Source organism: Arthrobacter sp. G119Y2 (genome assembly GCF_038069765.1).
Taxonomy (GTDB): domain Bacteria; phylum Actinomycetota; class Actinomycetes; order Actinomycetales; family Micrococcaceae; genus Arthrobacter_B.
Genome location: NZ_JBBPFS010000003.1, coordinates 285779 through 303986, shown reverse-complemented (window position 1 = coordinate 303986; position 18208 = coordinate 285779). Strand labels below are relative to the sequence as shown.

The following is an 18208-nucleotide window of genomic DNA, read 5'->3' as shown; positions in this document are numbered from 1 at the left end:
AGGGAGCGCGCGGGCGGGCCCCGCAACCCCCGGTAGGCTGGAAAGCATGACACTGCGCGTTACACCCTGTTCCGATTCCGCCCGCTGGAACGAAGCCGTCAACGATTTCAACGGACATCCGCAGCAGTTGTGGGGCTGGGGCAAAACCAAGGCCGAGCACAACTGGACCGTTGACCGGCTGCTGGTCCAGGACGACGGCGGCAAGGTGGTGGGTGCCGCCCAGGTGCTGCTGCGGCGGCTGCCGTTCCCGTTCAAGGCGCTCGCCTACATCCCCCGCGGCCCGCAGTCCGCGCCGGGCCGGGAACTGGAAGTCCTGGGCGCCGTCAGTGACTACGTTAAGGCTGCCCACTCGCCCGTGGCCCTGAGCATTGAGCCGGACTGGGACGCCGACGGCGTCACCGCCGCCGGGCTGCCCGCGGCCGGCTTCCGGCCCTCCGCCAACACCATCCTCATTGGCCGCACGCTGATCCTTGACCTCTCGCGGACCGAAGACGAACTGCTGGCGGACATGTCCAAGAAGCACCGCCAGTACATCCGCAAATCCGGCCGCGAGGCGCTGGGCTACCGCCGGGTAACCCGGGAAGAGATCCCCAAGTGCCTGGCGGTGTACAAGCAGACCGCCGAGCGTGCCGGCTTTGGCATCCATGAAGACGGCTACTACCTGGACATCTTCGACAACCTGGGCGAGGACTCGCCGGTCTACGCCGCCTTCAGCGGGGACGACGTCGTTGCCTTCCTCTGGCTCTCTGCCAGCGGCTACACGGCGTTTGAGCTGTACGGCGGCATGACCGAGGAGGGTGAGCACCTGCGCGCCAACTATGCGCTGAAGTGGCATGCGATTCAGGCCATGAAAGAACGCGGCATCATCCGCTACGACTTCAACGGCCTGCTCAATGACGGCGTGTCCAAGTTCAAGATGGGCTGGGCCAAGCACGAGGACCAGCTGGCCGGCACCTGGGACAAGCCGCTGTCCCCGCTCTACCCGGTGTTCACGACGGCGCTTCCGCTGGCCAAGAACGGGCTGCGCAAGCTGCGCGGTGCGGCGGCTGCCGCGAAGGCGAAGATCCGCCGGTAAGCAGGTCCGCCGGGTCCCGCCGGGCCGTCAGTACAGCACGCGCTGATACAGGACGTGGTCCTGCCAGGACCCGGCGATGTTGAGGTAGGCGGGAGCAAACCCGATCTCTTCGAATCCGCAGCGCCGCAGGACCTTCTGCGACGCCGCGTTGCCCGTCAGCGTGGCGGCCTGCACCCGGTGCAGGCCCAGCTCGGTCCGGGCGGTCTCCACGGCAAAGGCTGCCGCCGCGGAAGCGATGCCCCTGCCGGTGTAGGCCCGGCTGATCCAGTAGCCGAGGTGGCAGCTGAGGAAGGGGCCGCGGACAATGCCCGTCAGCGTGACGCAGCCAATGATGTCCGCCCCCTCCAGAAGCACCCGGGGAACCTCGGAACCGGCGTCCAGCAGGGCAATTTTGGAGTCGATGACGGCTTGCTGGCCTTCAGCGGTGAAGAAGCTCTCGGGACGCTCCGGCTCCCAGGGGGCCAGATGGTCCCGGTTCAGTTTGTATGCTGCTGCAAGCAGCTCGGCGTCGGAGGGGTTCAGCAGCCGAACCCGGATGTTTCCGGTCAGGGTGGAGGTTGTCGCAGGCACGCCTAGAAGGCCGGCAGCGGCTCGGCGGAATCAGCCCGCCCAGCATCGGCAGCACCAACCGTCACCGCGAAGGCGAGTGCGCCGTCGTCGTGCTGGGCCGAATGCGCCGAGAGCTTGGCAATCACCGGAGCTTCGGCTGACGGGATGAAGGCGCTCTGGCCCGTTTCCAGTATCAGGTCGCCCTTGGGGGAGTCCAGCACCACGGTCCCGCGGACCACAATGACGAGGGTGGGTCCGTTCTGCAGCACCGAAACGTCGGAGCCGGACATGGACACGGCGGGGGAGTAGCCGTCGGCAGTGTCCTGCGCCCGCTGTTCCAGCTCGATCCGCTGCAGCTGGAACTCGCCGAACGGCGGGCGGTAGAGCTCCTGGCCCATCTGCGTGTGCTCCGGGGACAGCAGGGGCACGCTGACCGGCCGGAAATCAACGGTCTTGAGCAGCTCTGCCACGTCAACGTGCTTGGGTGTCAGGCCGCCGCGCAGAACGTTGTCCGAGGACGCCATCACCTCAATGCCGAGGCCGCTGAGGTACGCATGGACGTTGCCCGCCGGCAGGTAAACGGCGTCGCCGGGCTGCAGCGAGGCACGGTTGAGCAGAAGGGACAGCAGCACGCCCGGGTCCTCCGGGTAATAGGCGTTCAGGTCCGCGGCGGTGCCCAGTTCCTTCGCGAACGGCTCCAGGTCCTCCGGAGCGGAGTCCGCCAGCGCAGCGGCGGTCAGCCGGACAGCTTCGCGGACCTCTTCGCCGTCGCTGATCAGCGTGCGGAAAACACTCTGCAGCCGGTCCGCCGGGTCGTGCCCGCTGGCGAGCTCGCTGACTGCCCAGGACAGCAGTTCCGGCACTTCGGCGCCGCTGGCCCGCACCGCCTGCACGGCCGTCCGGAAGATCTGCGCGGCCTCATCCGGTTCGCGGAAGCCGCAGAGCGCCTCAAAGGGCGTCAGGGCGAAAATCATCTCCGGTTTGTGGTTCTCGTCCCGGTAGTTGCGGTTGGAAGCGGAACGGTCCAGCCCGGCGGCCTCTTCCGCGGCGAACCCGGCCCGTGCCTGCTCCCGGGTGGGATGCACCTGCAGGGACAGCGGGGCGCCGGCGGCCAGGACCTTGGCCAGGAAGGGAAGGACATTCCCGTACGCTTCGGCGGTTTCGCGGCCCAGCATCTGGTGGGGATCGGCAGCGATCAGCTGGTCCAGTGAATCAGCGTCGGGTACGGGCGGCACCAGGCCCGACGGCGCACCCGGGTGGGCGCCGATCCACAGTTCGGCCTCCGGCTGGCCTGAGGGTTCCCTGCCGAACAGTTCGGCCATGGCGGTGAACGAACCCCAGGCATAGGGCCGAAGCGTGTTGTTCAGCAGGTACATGGTTCTCTTTTCGAAGGCGTCGGGATCGGTCCGGTGGTGCCGGCGGGCGGGGTTATCCGGGGCTGCACGCGCCGTTGTTGTTCAGCAGGGCCCCCAGGGTGGCGTCATCCTGGATTTCGGCGAGGTACTGCAGGTACTCCTCGGTGATTTCGGGCTGCTCCTCGGTTTCCGCAGCTCCCTGGTCGGCGGGGCCGGTTTCCGTTCCGATGTCCGTGCTGTTGCCGGCGTCGCCGCCGTCTGCGGGCGCGGGCTCTTCTGCTGCCGGAGCTTCGGCAGGAGCTTCAGCGGGTTCGGCGACCTGGCCCGAAATCATGTCGGCAACCCGGGACTGGATCAGCGTGAAGTCGGGGTAGGTCACAAAGTTGTCCGCCGCCGTGCCGAAGTCCGGCGGGCCAATGGTCAGGCGCTCCATCGGCTGTCCCTTGGCCTTCAGGGCGAGGTCGAGGAAACTGCCCAGCTGGTGCTGGGGAATGTCCGTCTTCACGATCTGCTCCCCGGCCGAGGCGATGGCCTGGAAACGGGTCAGGAGGGTGGCCGGATCAAGCTGCGCCACCATGGCCTGCTGCACGCACTGCTGCCGGGCGATCCGGTGATAGTCGGTGACAAACTCGCGGGACCGGGCGTACCAGAGCGCCGTGTAGCCGTCCATCTTCTGCGTGCCCGGAGCAATCCAGCCGTCCGGCGGGTAGTGCCGGTTGGTTCCGGGTATCTCGCCGGCGGTGATGGGCACCCAGCCGCCGGCATTGATGGTGATGCCGCCCATGGCATCGATCAGGGTGGAGAAACCCTCCATGTCCACGATGACGTACGCCTGGACCTCCAGGCCCAGGATCCCTGACGCCGCGTCCATCATGGCTTCGGCTCCGGGGTCGGTGGACTCCGGGTACAGGTCCGGATGGTTCTCGACCACGGTCTGGTAGAGGCTGTTCAGGATGCATTCGTCGCCGCAGTTGTACCCGTCCGGATACACGGAGGCCAGCGGGGAGTCATCGGGGAAGGGGGCGTTCTGGAAGTTGCGCGGAAGACTGAAGGTGATGGACTTGCCGGTCTTGGCGTCAACGCTGATCACGGACATGCTGTCCGGGCGCAGGCCGGTGCGGTCCTCCCCGGCGTCGCCGCCCATCAACAGGAAGTTGTACCGGCCGTCCACCGGATCAAAGGAGGGCCCGGAGGAGAAGATGCTGCCCACCGCACTGCGGCTGACGTTGAGCATGTACGCGCCGTAGGCCAGTCCGCCGCTGGTGCCGACCATCAGGACGGCCAGCAGCCCGGCAACCACCGGACGGACCCGCCGCTCCAGCAGGGGCGGGCGGATGATGCGCAGCGTGTTGAGGAACAGAAACGCCCAGCCGGCCGCCAGCAGGGCCAGGACGACCATGAGGACAAAGGACGCCCAGCCGTTGGTGAGAATGTTCACGAGCAGCGCGCGGTTGGTGAAGGCGAGGACGAGGGCAGCCAGGATGAGGGCCCAGGCCGTGAATGTCACCTGCAGGGCACGGCGGCCGAGCATGCGGTTTCCCGCCACCACCTGTGCCGAGCCGGGAAGCACCAGGGTGAGCAGCAGCAGGATGAAGGCCCGTTTGGTGCGTGCTCCGGACGGAGCCGACTGCGGGTTGCGCACCGGGTCGGTGAGCATTCCGGCGTCGTCGTTATAGCCGTTCCTCGGGTCCACGGCGCGTCCCTAGTCGCTGACGGCGACGGAGGTGCGCAGCTTTGCGCCCTTGGCCAGTGCCGTTTGGCGCAGCCCCGAGGCGAACTCGAGCAGCTGCTGTTGAAGTTTGGCGGCGAGCGGATCGGTGCCGGAAGCGAGCATCCGCACTGCCAGGAGGCCCGCGTTGCGGGCACCCCCGATGGACACGGTGGCCACGGGGACGCCGGCGGGCATCTGCACGATCGAGAGCAGGGAATCCATGCCGTCAAGGTACTTCAGCGGCACCGGGACGCCGATGACCGGAAGGGGTGTCACCGCGGCCAACATGCCGGGCAGGTGGGCGGCACCGCCGGCTCCGGCGATGATCACGCGCAGTCCGCGCCGGTGGGCCTGCTGGCCGTACTCGATCATGTCCACGGGCATCCGGTGGGCCGAAACGACGTCGGCCTCATAAGGGATGTTGAATTCGGCCAGGGCTGCCGCGGCGGCGTCCATGACGGGCCAATCGGAGTCCGAACCCATGACGAGTCCTACCAGTGGCGTGTCGGCGCTGGTCATGATTTCTCCTTCTGGGGGTCGAGGCCGTCGCGGAGGATGGCAGCTGCGTGTTCAGCGCTCCGCCGTACCTCCGGCAGGTCCGCAGCGCTGCGTCCCACCACGTTGACATGCCCGACCTTTCGGCCCGGTCGGACCGATTTGCCGTAATTATGGATTTTGGCAGCCGGCTCGGCAGCCAGTGCATGAGCATAGCCGCTGAATAAGTCAGTGTTGGCACCGCCGAGGTAGTTCTTCATGACGACGACGCCGCCCAGGACATCCGTGGCGCCGAGCGGCAGGTCCAGGACGGCCCGCAGATGCTGTTCAAACTGGCCGGTGACCGATCCGTCCATGGTCCAGTGGCCGGAGTTGTGCGGCCGCATGGCCAGCTCGTTGATGAGAAAACCGGTGCCGCGTCCGGGCGTCTCGAAGAGCTCAACGGCCATGACGCCGGTGACTCCGAGTTCCGCGGCCAGACGCAGGGCAGCTTCCTGCGCCGCGGTTGCCACCTCCGGGTCCAGCTCCTGGGCCGGGGCAATGACTTCGTCGCACACGCCGTCCACCTGAATGGAGTGGACCACGGGCCAGGGGAGTGCCCTGCCGTCCGGGGTCCGGGCAACCAGGGCTGAGAGCTCCCGGGTGAAGGGAACTTTTTCCTCGGCCAGGAGGGGTTCTCCGGTGAACCAGTCGGCGGCGCCGGCAGCCTCGGCGGCGTTGTTGATGATCCGTACGCCCTTGCCGTCATAGCCTCCGCGCGGGGTCTTGAGCACAACGGGCCAGCCCGCCGCTTTTCCGAAGTCCACCAGGTCGGCGATTCCCGCCACCGCTGCCCAGCGCGGGTTGGACAGGCCCAGCCTTTCAACCGCGGCGCGCATGACCAGCTTGTCCTGGGCATGGATCAGCGCCTCGGGGGAGGGCTGCACGTTCACTCCGGCCTCGGCGAGGGACCGCAGATGGGCGCCCGGGACGTGTTCATGGTCAAACGTCAGCACGTCCACGCCCTCGGCGAAGGCGGCCAGGGTGTCCAGGTCCCGGTAGTCCCCGACAGTGGCGGATGCCACAGCGGGAACGGCGGATACGCCGGGGCCCTCGGCCAGGACGCGGAGTTCAAAACCAAGGGCCACTGCGGCCGGGGCCATCATCCGGGCCAGCTGGCCACCGCCGACGACGCCAATTATAGGAAAGCTCACGACATTAGGTTACCGAAAAGAGACCGAAATCCTCTTTTGTGGAGTGCGGTTCGCCCCCCACCCTCAGACAGCTCCCATCAACCGGGGGTAATATTGTGCCCTTACCGTCCGCGTTTCCTGTGCGGCGGATACTGTGTCCAGCTTCGGCAATTCCGGCCGGCGGCGCACCAACGGCCTCGGAGGATCATGTTTTCATCACTGTCTGCGCGCATTAGAGGGCTGGCTTCGCTGTTCTGGCGTGAAGTCGCCAAATTCGGCACCGTAGGTGCTGTCGCCTTCGTCGTGGACAACGGACTGTGGTGGATTCTGTACCACGGGCCCCTTGAAGGCAGCGCCACCAAGGCACGGGTCATCAGCGCCCTGGTTGCCACCCTCTTCTCCTGGGTGGCCAACCGCTTCTGGACCTTCCGCCGCCGGCGCCAGGCCAACGTGACGCGTGAAGTGGTTCTCTTCTTCATCATCAACGGCGTGGGCATTATCATTTCCAGCGGTTTCACGTGGGTTGCCCAGTATCCGCTGGGCATCACCGATGCCAAGTGGCTCGGATTCGCCGGCGTCGTCGGCATTGGCGTGGCCACCATCCTGCGGTTCTTTGCCTACCGGTTCTGGGTCTTCAACAACGAGCTGGACAACGAGCCCGGCTTTGAAGACGACTACGAACTCCTCGACGACAAGGGCGCCGGGAAGCCCGGCGCCGCTCCGGCCCGGACCGTCAGGGAGACGCCCAACGCTGCGCCGCCCGCCGCATCCTCCGGGCGCTCGAGCCTGGAAGCGGAGCCTACTCCTCCAGCCGGGCAGTAATCTTCTCGGCGGCGATCAGCCGCTCGGTGATCTCCACTTCCGGTGCCGCAAGCACCACCGTGCCGCCGGCAGCCCATGTACGGAGCGCGGCGGCCAGCACTGCGGGCAGGTCCGCCGCGGCCGGAACCAGCAGCGTCTGCAGCGGCCCGCCGCCGGCTGCTTCCGCCAGCTGGGCGTAGGTGAGGGTCAAACCCTGCCCTCCGCCGCAGTGCAGGGCGGTGTAGCTTTCCCCGGCCTCCTCCCCGGCCAGGTAGGTGTCTGCATAGCTGCGCACCTCGGCGGCGTAGTCCACGGCGGCAGTCGGGAGCCCGCCGGACCACCGAAGTTCCAGCGCTCCCGGAGCCACCGCCACAACGGTTCCCTCCGCGGCGTCGAGCACCTCCTGCGAAGAGGTCACCGTAACGTCCGCTGCCCCGGCTGCTGCGCCGTCGTCGGAGACATCCCCCGCCAGCACCGTGCAGCCCGTCTGCCACGCGGCCAAAGCCCAGACCAGCGTTTTCCAATGCGGGGGAAGGTCCAGCCGCAGGCGGATGCCCGGCTCGGCGTCGAGCTCGTCCACCAGAAGGTTGGAGGTTTTCGCGACCCAGTTGTCCAGCACCTTGCCGGAGAGCTCAATCCGCTCGGATGCCGGGCCGTACCAAATCAAAGCCGGGGAGGTTGCCTGCCGGGTGCGCAGAGTGGACAGTATGGTGGGAACGGAAATCCTTGCGGGCATTTCGGGCCTCTTTCCTGTGGATGCGGGAGCTGCGCCGGCTGCGGGAGACCTCGCAGGGATCCGCCGGCGGGAATTAAAACCCGGGACGCAACTGCGACGCGCCGGTCTCACAGGCCGAAATCCGGGCGTGGCGTGCCCGGGATCTGACGTCTCGACTCTATAGGATGCCGAAACAGCTTGACGGCATCGTATTACACGCGTGTAATTAGGTATCGGATTTGTTCCAGCAATCCACCACCAAGATGCATTCCAAGCAGGCTGATTGTGCCTGGCAGGGCTCAAAGATCCGCTGCAGGGACAAAAACACCGGGAGGTCTTCCATGGGGCAGGCAGAATACACGCACGATCAGTCCATCGCCGCGCAGGCATCCGCCAGCTACGGCTCTCGGGGCGTGCCCGTGGACTGGTACGTGGATCCGGCTGACCCCGGGGCCGCCGAGCGCTACCGCCGCGACGCCGCCGGACTGGAAGACCAGGCCACCGCGTTCCTGGCCGCCCATGAAGCACTGGCTCCGGACACGGAGGACGAGGAACTCCTCCTCGATCCGCCCGTCGCCCTGTTCCCGGCTCCCGCGGAGAAGGACACCCGGCCCGTCTGGATCGGCCTGCCCGGGCTCAGCGACGACTACGACGACGGCGAGCTCGGCTGGCAGTCGGACGCACTGTGCGCCCAGACGGACCCGGAGGCCTTCTTCCCGGAAAAGGGCGGCTCCACCCGCGACGCCAAGAAAGTCTGCGCGGCCTGCAACGTTCGCTCCCAGTGCCTGGAATACGCCCTCGCCAACGATGAGCGGTTTGGCATCTGGGGCGGACTGTCGGAGCGCGAACGCCGCCGGCTTCGGAAGCAGGCAGTCTAATTCCTTCGCACGTTCGTGTTTGTGCCGTTGTTGTTGCCCACAACGGCGCACAGTACCTTCCCCAAACTTTAACCGCGCTGGCCGGACAAACCCGGCCGGCTGACGTCTGCATCGGCGTCGACGCCGGCTCCGCAGACAGTTCCGCTGATCTTCTGCGGCAGTTCCTGCCCGCCGGCAGCCCGGTGGTGACCGCACCGGCAAAAGCAGGTTTCGGCACCGCCGTCCTGGCCGGTCTGGCTGAAATCGCTGAAGCCGCACCGGCACCCGCGGACGGAACCGTGGACTGGCTGTGGCTGCTCCACGATGACTCCGCCCCCGCGCCGCAGGCCCTGGAGGAGCTGCTGCTGGCAGTGGAGCGTGCACCCTCGGTTACGATCGCCGGCACCAAGCAGGTTGACTGGGAGAACGGCCGGCTGCTCGTGGACGTCGGCGTCTCGATCAGCCGGTGGGCCGAACGCGTCACTCTGATTGACGCCGATGAGCTTGACCAGGGCCAGTACGACGCGCGCAGCGACATATTTGCCGTGAACTCAGCCGGCATGCTCGTGCGCCGCGATGTGTGGGAGGCCCTGGGCGGTTTTGACCCGGCCCTGCCCGGCACCGGTGATGACATTGATTTGTGCTGGCGCAACCGGCTCGCCGGACACCGCGTTGTTGTTGTCCCGGCCGCGAAGGTCCGCCACGCCGGCAGCAGGCCCAACACCGCTGCCTCCGCCCGCGCCTTGCGCCGGGCCGAAATTTTCCTGCGCCTCAAACATGCTCCCCTGTGGCAGGTGCCCTTCCTGATGGTCGGCGCCGTGCTGGGCGGTTTCGGCCGGTTCTTCCTGGGCATGCTCGCCAAGGACCCCGGCTATGCGCTGGCCTCCCTTACCGCGAGCATCGGCGGCGTGCTGCGCCCGCTGGACCTGTACCGCTCCCGCCGCGCCGCTGCGGCCACCCGGACCCGACCGCGCAGTGCGGTTCATGCCCTGCGTACGGGGCCCCGCGAAGTGCGCGAACACCGCCGCTCCCTTTTCGAATCCGAACCGGCGGACTATCCGGCGCGGGAGCGGGCGGGTTCGGACGCCTCGGAGACCGCCGGCCTGATGGGCGCGAGCAGCGACGCCGGTTCCTTCGAGCCCAGCGGTGATTCCAACGATGACTTTGCCTCCCTGGCTGCTCCTTCCCGTGCCTGGGTAGGGGTTGGTGCCGTAGCGGCAGTGCTGGCGCTCCTGGCGGCATCGCTGATCGCCCTGCACCGGTTTGTCGGCGCGCCGGCCCTTGCCGGCGGCGCGCTGCTGCCGTTGTCCGGACGGCTGGGAGAAATCTGGTCCAATGCCTCGTCCTGGTGGATCGAGCTTGGAACCGGTTACCCCGGCCACGGAGATCCGTTCGACTACGTACTGTGGCTGCTCGGGGCCGCCGGGCTGGGCAACACCAACACAGCAGTGGTGGCTCTGATGCTGACGGCAATGCCGCTGGCGGGGCTCAGCGCCTGGTTCGCTTCCGGGGCACTGACCCGGCACCGGGGACTGCGTTTCTGGGCCGCCATGTTCTGGGGCGCTGCGCCGGCGCTGCAGGTGGCGCTGGGCGACGGCCGCCTCGGCGCACTGATTGCGCACATCCTGCTGCCGCTGTTCGTGCTGGCCGTGCTGCGCGCCGTAGGGGCCGGACGGCCCGGTACCGAAAGCGGGGGACGACCCGCTGAACGTCTGCACGCTGCGCCGCGCACCCTGTCCCCGGGCACCGGCGGCGTGCCCAGCTGGGCGGCGGCCGCCGCCGCGGGACTGCTGCTGGCGGTCCTTACAGCCTGCGCACCCGTGCTCTTCATCCTGGCCGCTGCGGCCGTGCTGCTGCTGTCCGTCCGGCTGCACCGGCGTGCGCGGACGCTCTGGTGGTCGCTGCTGCCGTCCGCAGCGCTGCTGCTTCCCCTGGTGATCTCCACTCTGGGGCGCCCCCGCGCGCTGGCTGCCGATCCCGGAGTTCCCCTGGCCTTCGATCCCGCTGCGCTCTGGCAGCAGCTTCTGGGGTTCCCGGCCGCCTTTGACATCCACGGCTCCCTCCCTGCCGTGGAATTCCTGCCCGCGGGACCCTGGCCGCTGGTTCTTGCCCTGGTCATCGGAGCTCCCGTCGCGGCTCTGGCCGCCTCCGCACTTTTTGCCGGTCCCCGCGCCGCACCGGCGCGGCTGGCCTGGATCCTGAGCATTGGAGCTCTTCTCCTGAGCTGGGGATCTGCCTTTGTGGCAACGGGGGCCGCACCCGATGCACTGGTAACGCCGTTCCCCGGCCCGCTGGTTTCAGCTGCGGTGTTCCTGCAGCTGTGCGCGGCCCTGCTGGCAGGGGACACCCTGCTGGCGCGCCGGAAAACGGCGGGCCGGTCCGCCGACGCCAGCACCGGCACGTCCGGCGTCACCTCTGCCGCCGGCGATTCCCGCACACCGGGCAGCCGGACAGCGCGTCCGGTCACCGTGCTGCTGGGAATTCTCCTTGCACTTGGCCCCGCGGCGAGCCTGGCCCTGTGGACCATCCCGCTGGCAGGCTCCGGCGAGGCAGTTGCCGGGGCTAACGGCACCGGGTTCCTGGTGGGTCCGGCTGCGGAGCGTACTCTTCCCGCCACCGCCGCGGACAAGGGCGGCAGCGACGAACGCATCAGGACGCTGCTGCTGCATACCGACGCCAACGACGACGTGACGGCAGCTTTGATGCGCAACGGCGGCACCACGCTGGACAGCATGTCCGCCATTTATGCAGCCCGTGCGGTCACCGGGCCGGTTAACGGCGAGGAGCTCGCGGCCGACGACGACGCCGCCGCAGACCTGCGCCGCGCCGTCGCCGTCATCACGGCCGGAACCGGCGTGGATCCGCGCGGAGAGCTGTCCCGTCTCGGGGTTGGCTACGTTGTCCTGCAGGAGTCCGATACCTCGGCCGAGCTGCTCGCCGGGAAAATGGATTCGGTTCCCGGGCTGACCCCGGTGGGGCAGACGGAATCCGGCTGGCTCTGGCGGGTTGCCGGACAGCTTGACGAACAGGGAACCGAAAACTCTTCGGAGCTGACCGGCCGGGTCCGCATCATGGCGGCTGACGGCACCGTGGAGGCAGTGGTCCCGTCCGGGCGCACCGATGTCCGCGGGTCCATCCCGGCCGGAGATGAAGGCCGGCTGCTGGTACTCGCCGAACGCTCCGATCCCGGGTGGCGGGCAAGCCTGAACGGTTCGCCCCTGCCGGCGACGGCGGACGGCTGGGCGCAGGCCTTTGAGCTTCCGGCCGGGGGAGGAGAGTTGGAAATCGGCTACACCACCGGGTGGGAACCCTGGGTGGGCACACTGCAGGTCCTGGTGATCGCCTTGACCGTGCTGCTGGCTCTGCCGACGCGGAAGCGCACCGGACCCGTCCGGCTGCCGGGCCGGCAGGGATCGGTCCGTTCGGAGCCGGAAGGGGCAACGCCGGAGGGAGCAACGCCGGCGGGCACAACGCCGGCAGCACCGTTGGAGCAGCCCGTTCACCGAACGGTGGCCGAAGATATCCGGCCCAAGCCGGAAGACAACAGAGTGAACGCCTCCGGAGAATCCGGCGCGACGGAAGGGATGCGCTGATGAGCCGCAAGGATTCGGGCAGCAACGGAGCGAAGGCGTCCAAGGTCCAGCCGGCGCCGTCGGGCCGGGCGGAATCCCGGTCCCGGCGGCAGAAGAGGCGGCAGCGGGCCGCCACGGCCGCCGCCGGCGTTCTGGTCCTTGCCGCGGCCGCGGCAGTGGTGGCCGGGTCGCAGGTGGTGGAGGCGGGAACCGCCGGCAGGACCGTGGACGTTGCCGCGGCCGAAGTTCCCGCCGGCCCGCTGACCGCGGTCTGTCCCGAACCGCTGCGGCTGCTCTCCGGCGACGTGGCCGGAACGGATCCGCAGTTCAGCCCGGTATCCGCGTCGGCACGGACGTCGCTGAGCGCCGCGGTCCTCAGCGGGCCCGGCAACCCGGTGCCGGTGTCCTCGCTGCTCCGGGCGGACGGCGCCACTGAACTCAAAACCATTGCCGAAGATGATCCGGACGCAGCTCCGCTCGCCGGGGTGCGCAGCGCCGGCATCGTCAGCCACCTCGATGTTTCCGATGTCAGCGTGCTGAGCGCCGAGCCCGCCGGCACCCTGCAGGCCACAGCGAACGCCGTTGTCACCTTTGCCGCCGCTGACGGAGACCTTTCGGGCGTGGCTGCCGCGAACTGCCAGGCACCGGGCAACGACATGTGGATTGCCGGGGTGCGCACCACGGTGGGTGCCACTGCCGTACTGCGGCTGACCAACCCGTCAGAGAGCGCAGCCACGGTTGACCTGGAAGTCTTCGGCTCCAAGGGAAGGGTCGAGGGCACGGGCACCCGGGGAATCCTGGTTCCTCCGGGCGAAACCAAATCGATCGTCATGGCCGGGCTGGCCGCCAACGAACCGTCGGCAGCGGTTCATGTGCGCAGCTCCGGCGGGCCGGTCACCGCCCTGGTGCAGCAGAGCATCCTGCGCGGGCTCACTCCCGGGGGCGTGGAGCTGCTTCAGCCGGCAGCTGCCGCTTCCCCCCAGCAGGTGATCAGCGGCGTGCGCATCCAGGATCCCGCCGCAACCAAGAAGGTGGCGGCGCAGCGCGGATTTGAGTTCGCGACGCCGGCCGTGCACGTGGCGGTTCCGGGCAGCACCAACGCCGTCGTCTCGGTCAAAGTCCTCGGCCCGGAGGGCGAAGCAGCGATACCGGGCGGCGGAGTCTTCACCGTCCCGGCCGGAAGCGTGGGCCAGCTGCCCCTGCCCGATCTGGCTGAAGGAACCTACACCGTGGAGGTGACCGCCGACGTCTCGGTGGTCTCCGGCGTAGTCTCCAGCCGGGGGAGCGAGGTGGACGCACCGGTTGACATCGCCGTCGCGCCCTCGGGTGAGCGGCTGGGCAGCGAACACCTGGCGGTGCTGCCGAACGCCAACTCCGTGCTCTCCTTTGCCGCTCCGTCCGGCGATGCCGAAGTTCGCCTGACCGGGATCGGCAAGGACGGCGCCCTGCAGGAAGAGCAGGTGGTGTCAGTGGCCGCCGGCACAACGGTCAACGTGCCGGCCGCCGGCGTCGGGTCGGGCCTGGCTGCGGTGCTGATCAGCACCACCGGCGATGCCGTTTACGGCGCCCAGGTGGTCACTGCGGCCGCCGGACCCGGGGTGTCGGTGCTGCCGCTGCCCAAGGGGAACGTCGGAGGCCTGAGCGTTCCGGTGGCCCTGGGCTACTAGCCGCTCCGGTTCGCCGGCTCTTTACAGCGGGCGGAAACGTCCGTAGGTGGGGTCGACGGTTTCCGGATCCATGCCCATCAGGGTGGCCAGCTGTTCCACGACGACGTCGTGGATCAGTTCGCTGACCGGTACCAGGCCGCGCGCCGCAGCCTCCACCGGATGGCGGTACACGGTGATCACCGCGGGGCGGGGGCCCTCGGCCGGAGCGCCGGCACCGAAGGGCAGGTGCCCGCCCGTTGCGGCCAGTTCCTCGAGGCCCGGGGGAATGTCCTGGACGACAAACTGGTAGGTCTGGATGTCCTCGCCCCACAGACGTTCCAGGCGCTGCGCCGACTCCAGGACCCAGGCGTCAAACCGTTCCGAACGGGACCGGAATCCGGCCAGGTGGGCGGGAATGAGTTCGCCGCGCAAGCCGCGCCCGTGCCGGTTGCGGCGCCGCCGGTGAAAGGGGCGCCGCCGGCCGGTGCCGGCCGACGCAGAGCCAAAGCCGTCGTCGGGGCCGAGATCCACCCTCAGAGTTGGTCCGCTGGACATATAAGAACTGTAACCGCTTTAGCCCCCGTGCGTGCACTGTTTTCAGGTGGCGGTCTTTCGGCGAGCCTGCCGTTCCCCGGCGGCTGTGCCGGGTAAAGTGGTCATCCGTGGATTCCTTAAGACTGTGCTCCAGATCAGCGTGCCGACAGGCGGCTGTCGCCACCCTGACATACGTCTATGCCGATTCCACCGCGGTGCTGGGACCGCTGGCAACCTACGCCGAACCCCATTGTTACGATTTGTGCAGCGCCCACGCGGCCCGCCTGACCGTGCCCCTGGGATGGGAAGTGGTCCGGCTGAACCTTTCGGGCCAGCCCCGGACCCCGAGCCGCGACGATCTGTCCGCCCTCGTGGATGCCGTGCGGGAAGCGGCCGAGGCACCTGCAGCGGAAACACCCAAACGCACCGGCAAACACGCGCTGGAAGCCCCGGCGGAGACTCCCGGAACGCGGCGCGCACACCTGCGCGTGCTCCGCGAAGAGGTCTAGGCACCGCGAAACCGGTAGGCGGAAGGGATAGTCTGGGGGCCTGCGCCGCGTATACCGAGCACGGCATCGACGTATCCAAGGAAGTGCTGCAATCCATGGCCACACTCACTGCCGACCTGATGGCGGTTCTGCGCTGCCCCGTAACGGGTTCTCCGCTGGAAGAGGTGGACGGCGAGCTGGTCTCGACCGCTCCTGACGCCGCCGGCCGCCGGGTCCGCTATGTTCTGGACGAGGGAATTCCGGTTCTGCTGGCGCCCTCGGCATCAGCTGCTTCCGACTCCGTTCCCGCCACTTCGAACTGAGGATTCCCGTGAGCTTCGATTTCAAAGTAGCCGACCTGTCCCTGGCTGAAGCCGGACGCCACCAGATCCGCCTGGCCGAGCATGAAATGCCCGGTCTGATGGCACTGCGCCGCGAATACGGTCCCAGCCAGCCGCTCAAGGGCGCCCGCATCGCCGGATCGCTGCACATGACCGTGCAGACGGCCGTGCTGATCGAAACCCTCACCGCCCTGGGCGCCGAGGTCCGCTGGGCCTCCTGCAACATCTTCTCCACCCAGGACGAGGCAGCTGCCGCCGTCGTCGTCGGCAGCGGAACCCCTGAGGAACCGGCCGGCGTGCCCGTGTTCGCCTGGAAGAACGAGTCCCTGGAGGAGTACTGGTGGACCGCGCAGCAGATTCTCTCCTGGCCTGAAGGCTCCGGCGGGCCGAACATGATTCTTGACGACGGCGGCGACGCCACCATGCTGCTGCACAAGGGCGTCGAGTTTGAGGCTGCGGGCGCCGTGCCGGAGAACCCGGAGGAGGGGGACCCGGGATACTCCTACGAATACACGGTCATCTTGGACGTCCTGCGCCGCTCCCTGGCTGAAACGCCCGGCAAATGGACCGAAATCGCCAAGGGCATTCGCGGCGTCACCGAGGAAACCACCACCGGAGTGCTGCGGCTGTACCAGCTCGCAGCGGAGGGCCAGCTGCTCTTCCCGGCCATCAACGTCAATGACTCCGTGACGAAGTCAAAGTTCGACAACAGGTACGGCATCCGGCATTCCCTGCCCGATGGCCTGAACCGGGCCACGGACACGCTGATCGGCGGCAAGGTGGCCGTGGTCTGCGGCTACGGCGACGTCGGCAAGGGCGCGGCGGAAGCGCTCCGCGGCCAGGGCGCCCGGGTGATCGTCACCGAAATCGACCCCATCTGCGCCCTGCAGGCCGCAATGGACGGCTACCAGGTGGCCAGGCTGGAATCGGTGCTCGGACAGGGCGACCTGTTCATCACCACCACGGGCAACAAGGACATCATCATGGCCGAGCACATGGCCCGGATGAAGCACCAGGCGATTGTGGGCAACGTGGGGCACTTCGACAACGAAATCGACATGGCCGGCCTCGCCAAGACCCCGGGCATCCGCAAGGTGGAGATCAAGCCCCAGGTGCACGAGTGGATCTTCGACGAGGGCACCGCGGAACAGCGCAGCATCATTGTGCTCTCCGAGGGGCGGCTGCTGAACCTGGGCAACGCCACGGGCCACCCCTCGTTTGTTATGTCCAACTCCTTCGCGAACCAGACCATCGCGCAGATCGAGCTGTTCACCAAGCACGGCAAATCGGTGGAGGAAGGCGGCTACGCCAACCAGGTCTACGTGCTGCCCAAAGTCCTGGACGAGAAAGTGGCCCGGCTGCACCTGGATGCCCTCGGCGTCGAGCTGACTGAACTGACCAAGAACCAGGCCGAATACCTCGGCGTTGACGTTGCCGGACCGTACAAGCCGGAGCACTACCGCTACTAAATCCGCAAGCCAGCCCCCTTCCGCGGCGGCTCCGGGGCCGCGGCCCGGAGCCGCCGCTCATACCTGGGTGCCGTACAATGTCGCGGGGGGCATGGTAGCTCCGCATTTGGTCGCGAGTACCGGGAAGCATTGGTTAGCAGTTATGGCACAGGGTAAAAAAAGCCGCAGGGGCTGGATCATCGGTTCCGCCGTGGCCGGAGTCGTTCTGATCGGTGGCGGCGCCGCTGCAGTGACGTCGTCGTCCTGGCTCGACGGCGAAAGCCAGGCCGGCCAGTCCGGAAGCGGGTCTTCGGCCTCTTCTTCCCAGTCGGCTGCCGCCGATAAGCCCTCCGTTCCCAAGCCTGTTGCCGTTGTCACCCCCGACGCGGACGCCGTTGAGGTGAACCCTGCGTCGCTTCCCGTGATCACCGTGCAGGAGGGGACGGTGAAATCGGCGGAGCTGATGCCCGATGCGGGAGGCGAGCCGGTTCCCGGGGAAATCAGCGCTGATAAAACCGTGTGGACGGCGGCAGCACCGCTGGCCTTTAACACGCCGTACAAACTGACCTACACACTGGCCGATGCCAACGGCGAAACCAGCACCGAAACCCGCAGGTTCACCACTGTCACGCCGGCCAACGAAGCCAACGCCGTCATGTATCCGGCGTCCGCAACCACTGTGGGCATCGGGCAGCCGATCGAACTGCGGTTCAGCGAACCGGTGCTGAACAAGGCGGAAGTCGAAGCATCCATCAAGATCACGTCCAGCTCCGGACAGGTGGGTGCCTTCTACTGGATCAGCGACACCCAGGTCCGCTACCGCGCCGAGGAATTCTGGGCGCCGCAGAGCACCATCACCGTTGACATGCAGCTCTTCGGGGTGGATTTCGGCAACGGGATGATCGGCAACTTCAACGAAACCGCGACCTTTACCACGCACAACACACGGCTGGCCGTTGTCGACAACGCGGACAAGATGATGCGCGTCTACATCGACGGCGTGCTGACCCGCACTTTCCCCGTCACGCTGGGCACCGAGGACTGGCCGTCCACCATCGGCTACCACGTGATCATGGACCAGCATCAGACCATTCCGTTCAAGGCGGAGTCGCTGGGACTGAAACCCGGGGACGAGCACTATTACGAACCCGTCACCGCCAAGAATGCTTCCCGGATTTCCAACGGCGGAGCCTTCATCCACGAGGCCCTGCCGTCCGCCCAGCCGGTGCTGGGCGTGGCGAACGTGTCCCACGGCTGCATCGGCATGAGCCCCGAAGGCGCCAAATACATTTACGACAACTTCGACGCCGGCGACGTAGTCCAGGTCCTGAACACCGGCTACGGGCCGATGTACGTCTGGGACGGTTTCGGGGACTGGAACGTGCCGTGGGCGGAGTGGGTTAGCCAGCCCAAGCAGTAGGGCGCTGTTCGGCTGGCAGGTTGTTCGGC

Annotated in this window: 16 protein-coding genes; 9 read left to right on the top strand and 7 right to left on the bottom strand. The window is 67.7% G+C overall.

The annotated features are described in order from the left end of the window. The first annotated feature begins 46 nt into the window (after window positions 1-46). Window positions 47-1075: a lipid II:glycine glycyltransferase FemX gene (locus WKB88_RS07890; protein ID WP_341393985.1), complete on the top strand. Its 1029-nt coding sequence runs from the start codon at window positions 47-49 to the stop codon at window positions 1073-1075. 27 nt (window positions 1076-1102) lie between these two features. On the opposite strand, the gene WKB88_RS07885 is transcribed toward WKB88_RS07890, so the two are convergent. The 5 genes from WKB88_RS07885 to WKB88_RS07865 are packed head-to-tail and all read right to left on the bottom strand — an operon-like array spanning window position 1103 to window position 6330. Next, a complete protein-coding gene (locus WKB88_RS07885; protein WP_341393984.1) occupies window positions 1103-1645 on the bottom strand; it encodes a GNAT family N-acetyltransferase in 543 nt (180 codons plus the stop codon). A gap of 2 nt (window positions 1646-1647) precedes the next feature. Then, entirely contained in the window at window positions 1648-3000 is a 1353-nt protein-coding gene (manA, locus tag WKB88_RS07880) for a mannose-6-phosphate isomerase, class I (RefSeq protein WP_341393983.1), read from the bottom strand. Between the two features lie 52 nt (window positions 3001-3052). Continuing rightward, window positions 3053-4636 carry an LCP family protein gene (locus tag WKB88_RS07875; protein WP_341394247.1) on the bottom strand — a complete coding sequence of 528 codons (1584 nt, stop codon included), beginning with the start codon at window positions 4634-4636 and terminating at the stop codon, window positions 3053-3055. Between the two features lie 45 nt (window positions 4637-4681). Continuing rightward, window positions 4682-5209: a 5-(carboxyamino)imidazole ribonucleotide mutase gene (gene purE, locus WKB88_RS07870; RefSeq protein WP_341393982.1), complete on the bottom strand. Its 528-nt coding sequence runs from the start codon at window positions 5207-5209 to the stop codon at window positions 4682-4684. Further along, a complete protein-coding gene (locus WKB88_RS07865) occupies window positions 5206-6330 on the bottom strand; it encodes a 5-(carboxyamino)imidazole ribonucleotide synthase (RefSeq protein ID WP_341394246.1) in 1125 nt (374 codons plus the stop codon). The genes purE and WKB88_RS07865 overlap by 4 nt, the downstream gene beginning before the upstream one ends. 234 nt (window positions 6331-6564) lie before the next feature. Here WKB88_RS07865 and WKB88_RS07860 point away from each other — a divergent pair, with 234 nt between their 5' ends. Further along, a complete protein-coding gene (locus tag WKB88_RS07860) occupies window positions 6565-7179 on the top strand; it encodes a GtrA family protein (protein ID WP_341393981.1) in 615 nt (204 codons plus the stop codon). Here the strand turns inward: WKB88_RS07860 and WKB88_RS07855 are convergent. Further along, window positions 7157-7894 carry a TIGR03089 family protein gene (locus WKB88_RS07855; protein WP_341393980.1) on the bottom strand — a complete coding sequence of 246 codons (738 nt, stop codon included), beginning with the start codon at window positions 7892-7894 and terminating at the stop codon, window positions 7157-7159. The two genes, WKB88_RS07860 and WKB88_RS07855, sit on opposite strands and share 23 nt — an antisense overlap. A gap of 320 nt (window positions 7895-8214) precedes the next feature. On the opposite strand from WKB88_RS07855, the gene WKB88_RS07850 reads away from it, so the two are divergent. Genes WKB88_RS07850 through WKB88_RS07840 form a run of 3 tightly spaced genes read left to right on the top strand, consistent with a single transcriptional unit; the run spans window position 8215 to window position 13969 of the window. After that, a complete protein-coding gene (locus WKB88_RS07850; protein ID WP_341393979.1) occupies window positions 8215-8751 on the top strand; it encodes a WhiB family transcriptional regulator in 537 nt (178 codons plus the stop codon). Further along, a complete protein-coding gene (locus tag WKB88_RS07845; RefSeq protein WP_341394245.1) occupies window positions 8697-12323 on the top strand; it encodes a glycosyltransferase family 2 protein in 3627 nt (1208 codons plus the stop codon). The genes WKB88_RS07850 and WKB88_RS07845 overlap by 55 nt, the downstream gene beginning before the upstream one ends. Further along, window positions 12323-13969 carry a DUF5719 family protein gene (locus tag WKB88_RS07840; RefSeq protein WP_341393978.1) on the top strand — a complete coding sequence of 549 codons (1647 nt, stop codon included), beginning with the start codon at window positions 12323-12325 and terminating at the stop codon, window positions 13967-13969. Before WKB88_RS07845 ends, WKB88_RS07840 begins: the two co-directional genes overlap by 1 nt. Window positions 13970-13990: 21 nt before the next feature. On the opposite strand, the gene WKB88_RS07835 is transcribed toward WKB88_RS07840, so the two are convergent. Then, window positions 13991-14503 carry a metallopeptidase family protein gene (locus WKB88_RS07835; RefSeq protein WP_341393977.1) on the bottom strand — a complete coding sequence of 171 codons (513 nt, stop codon included), beginning with the start codon at window positions 14501-14503 and terminating at the stop codon, window positions 13991-13993. Between the two features lie 107 nt (window positions 14504-14610). Here WKB88_RS07835 and WKB88_RS07830 point away from each other — a divergent pair, with 107 nt between their 5' ends. The 4 genes from WKB88_RS07830 to WKB88_RS07815 all read left to right on the top strand — a co-directional run bounded on the left by WKB88_RS07830 (window position 14611) and on the right by WKB88_RS07815 (window position 18179). Beyond that, the gene (locus WKB88_RS07830; protein WP_341393976.1) at window positions 14611-14991 is read left to right on the top strand and encodes a DUF3499 domain-containing protein; all 381 of its coding nucleotides are present in this window, start codon (window positions 14611-14613) and stop codon (window positions 14989-14991) included. A 95-nt stretch (window positions 14992-15086) separates the two neighbouring features. Beyond that, window positions 15087-15293: a hypothetical protein gene (locus WKB88_RS07825; RefSeq protein ID WP_341393975.1), complete on the top strand. Its 207-nt coding sequence runs from the start codon at window positions 15087-15089 to the stop codon at window positions 15291-15293. Between the two features lie 8 nt (window positions 15294-15301). Then, window positions 15302-16780, top strand: coding sequence for an adenosylhomocysteinase (ahcY, locus tag WKB88_RS07820; RefSeq protein ID WP_341393974.1), 1479 nt, complete (start codon window positions 15302-15304; stop codon window positions 16778-16780). Window positions 16781-16922: 142 nt separating this feature from the next. After that, a complete protein-coding gene (locus WKB88_RS07815) occupies window positions 16923-18179 on the top strand; it encodes a L,D-transpeptidase (RefSeq protein ID WP_341393973.1) in 1257 nt (418 codons plus the stop codon). The last annotated feature ends 29 nt before the right edge of the window (window positions 18180-18208 follow it).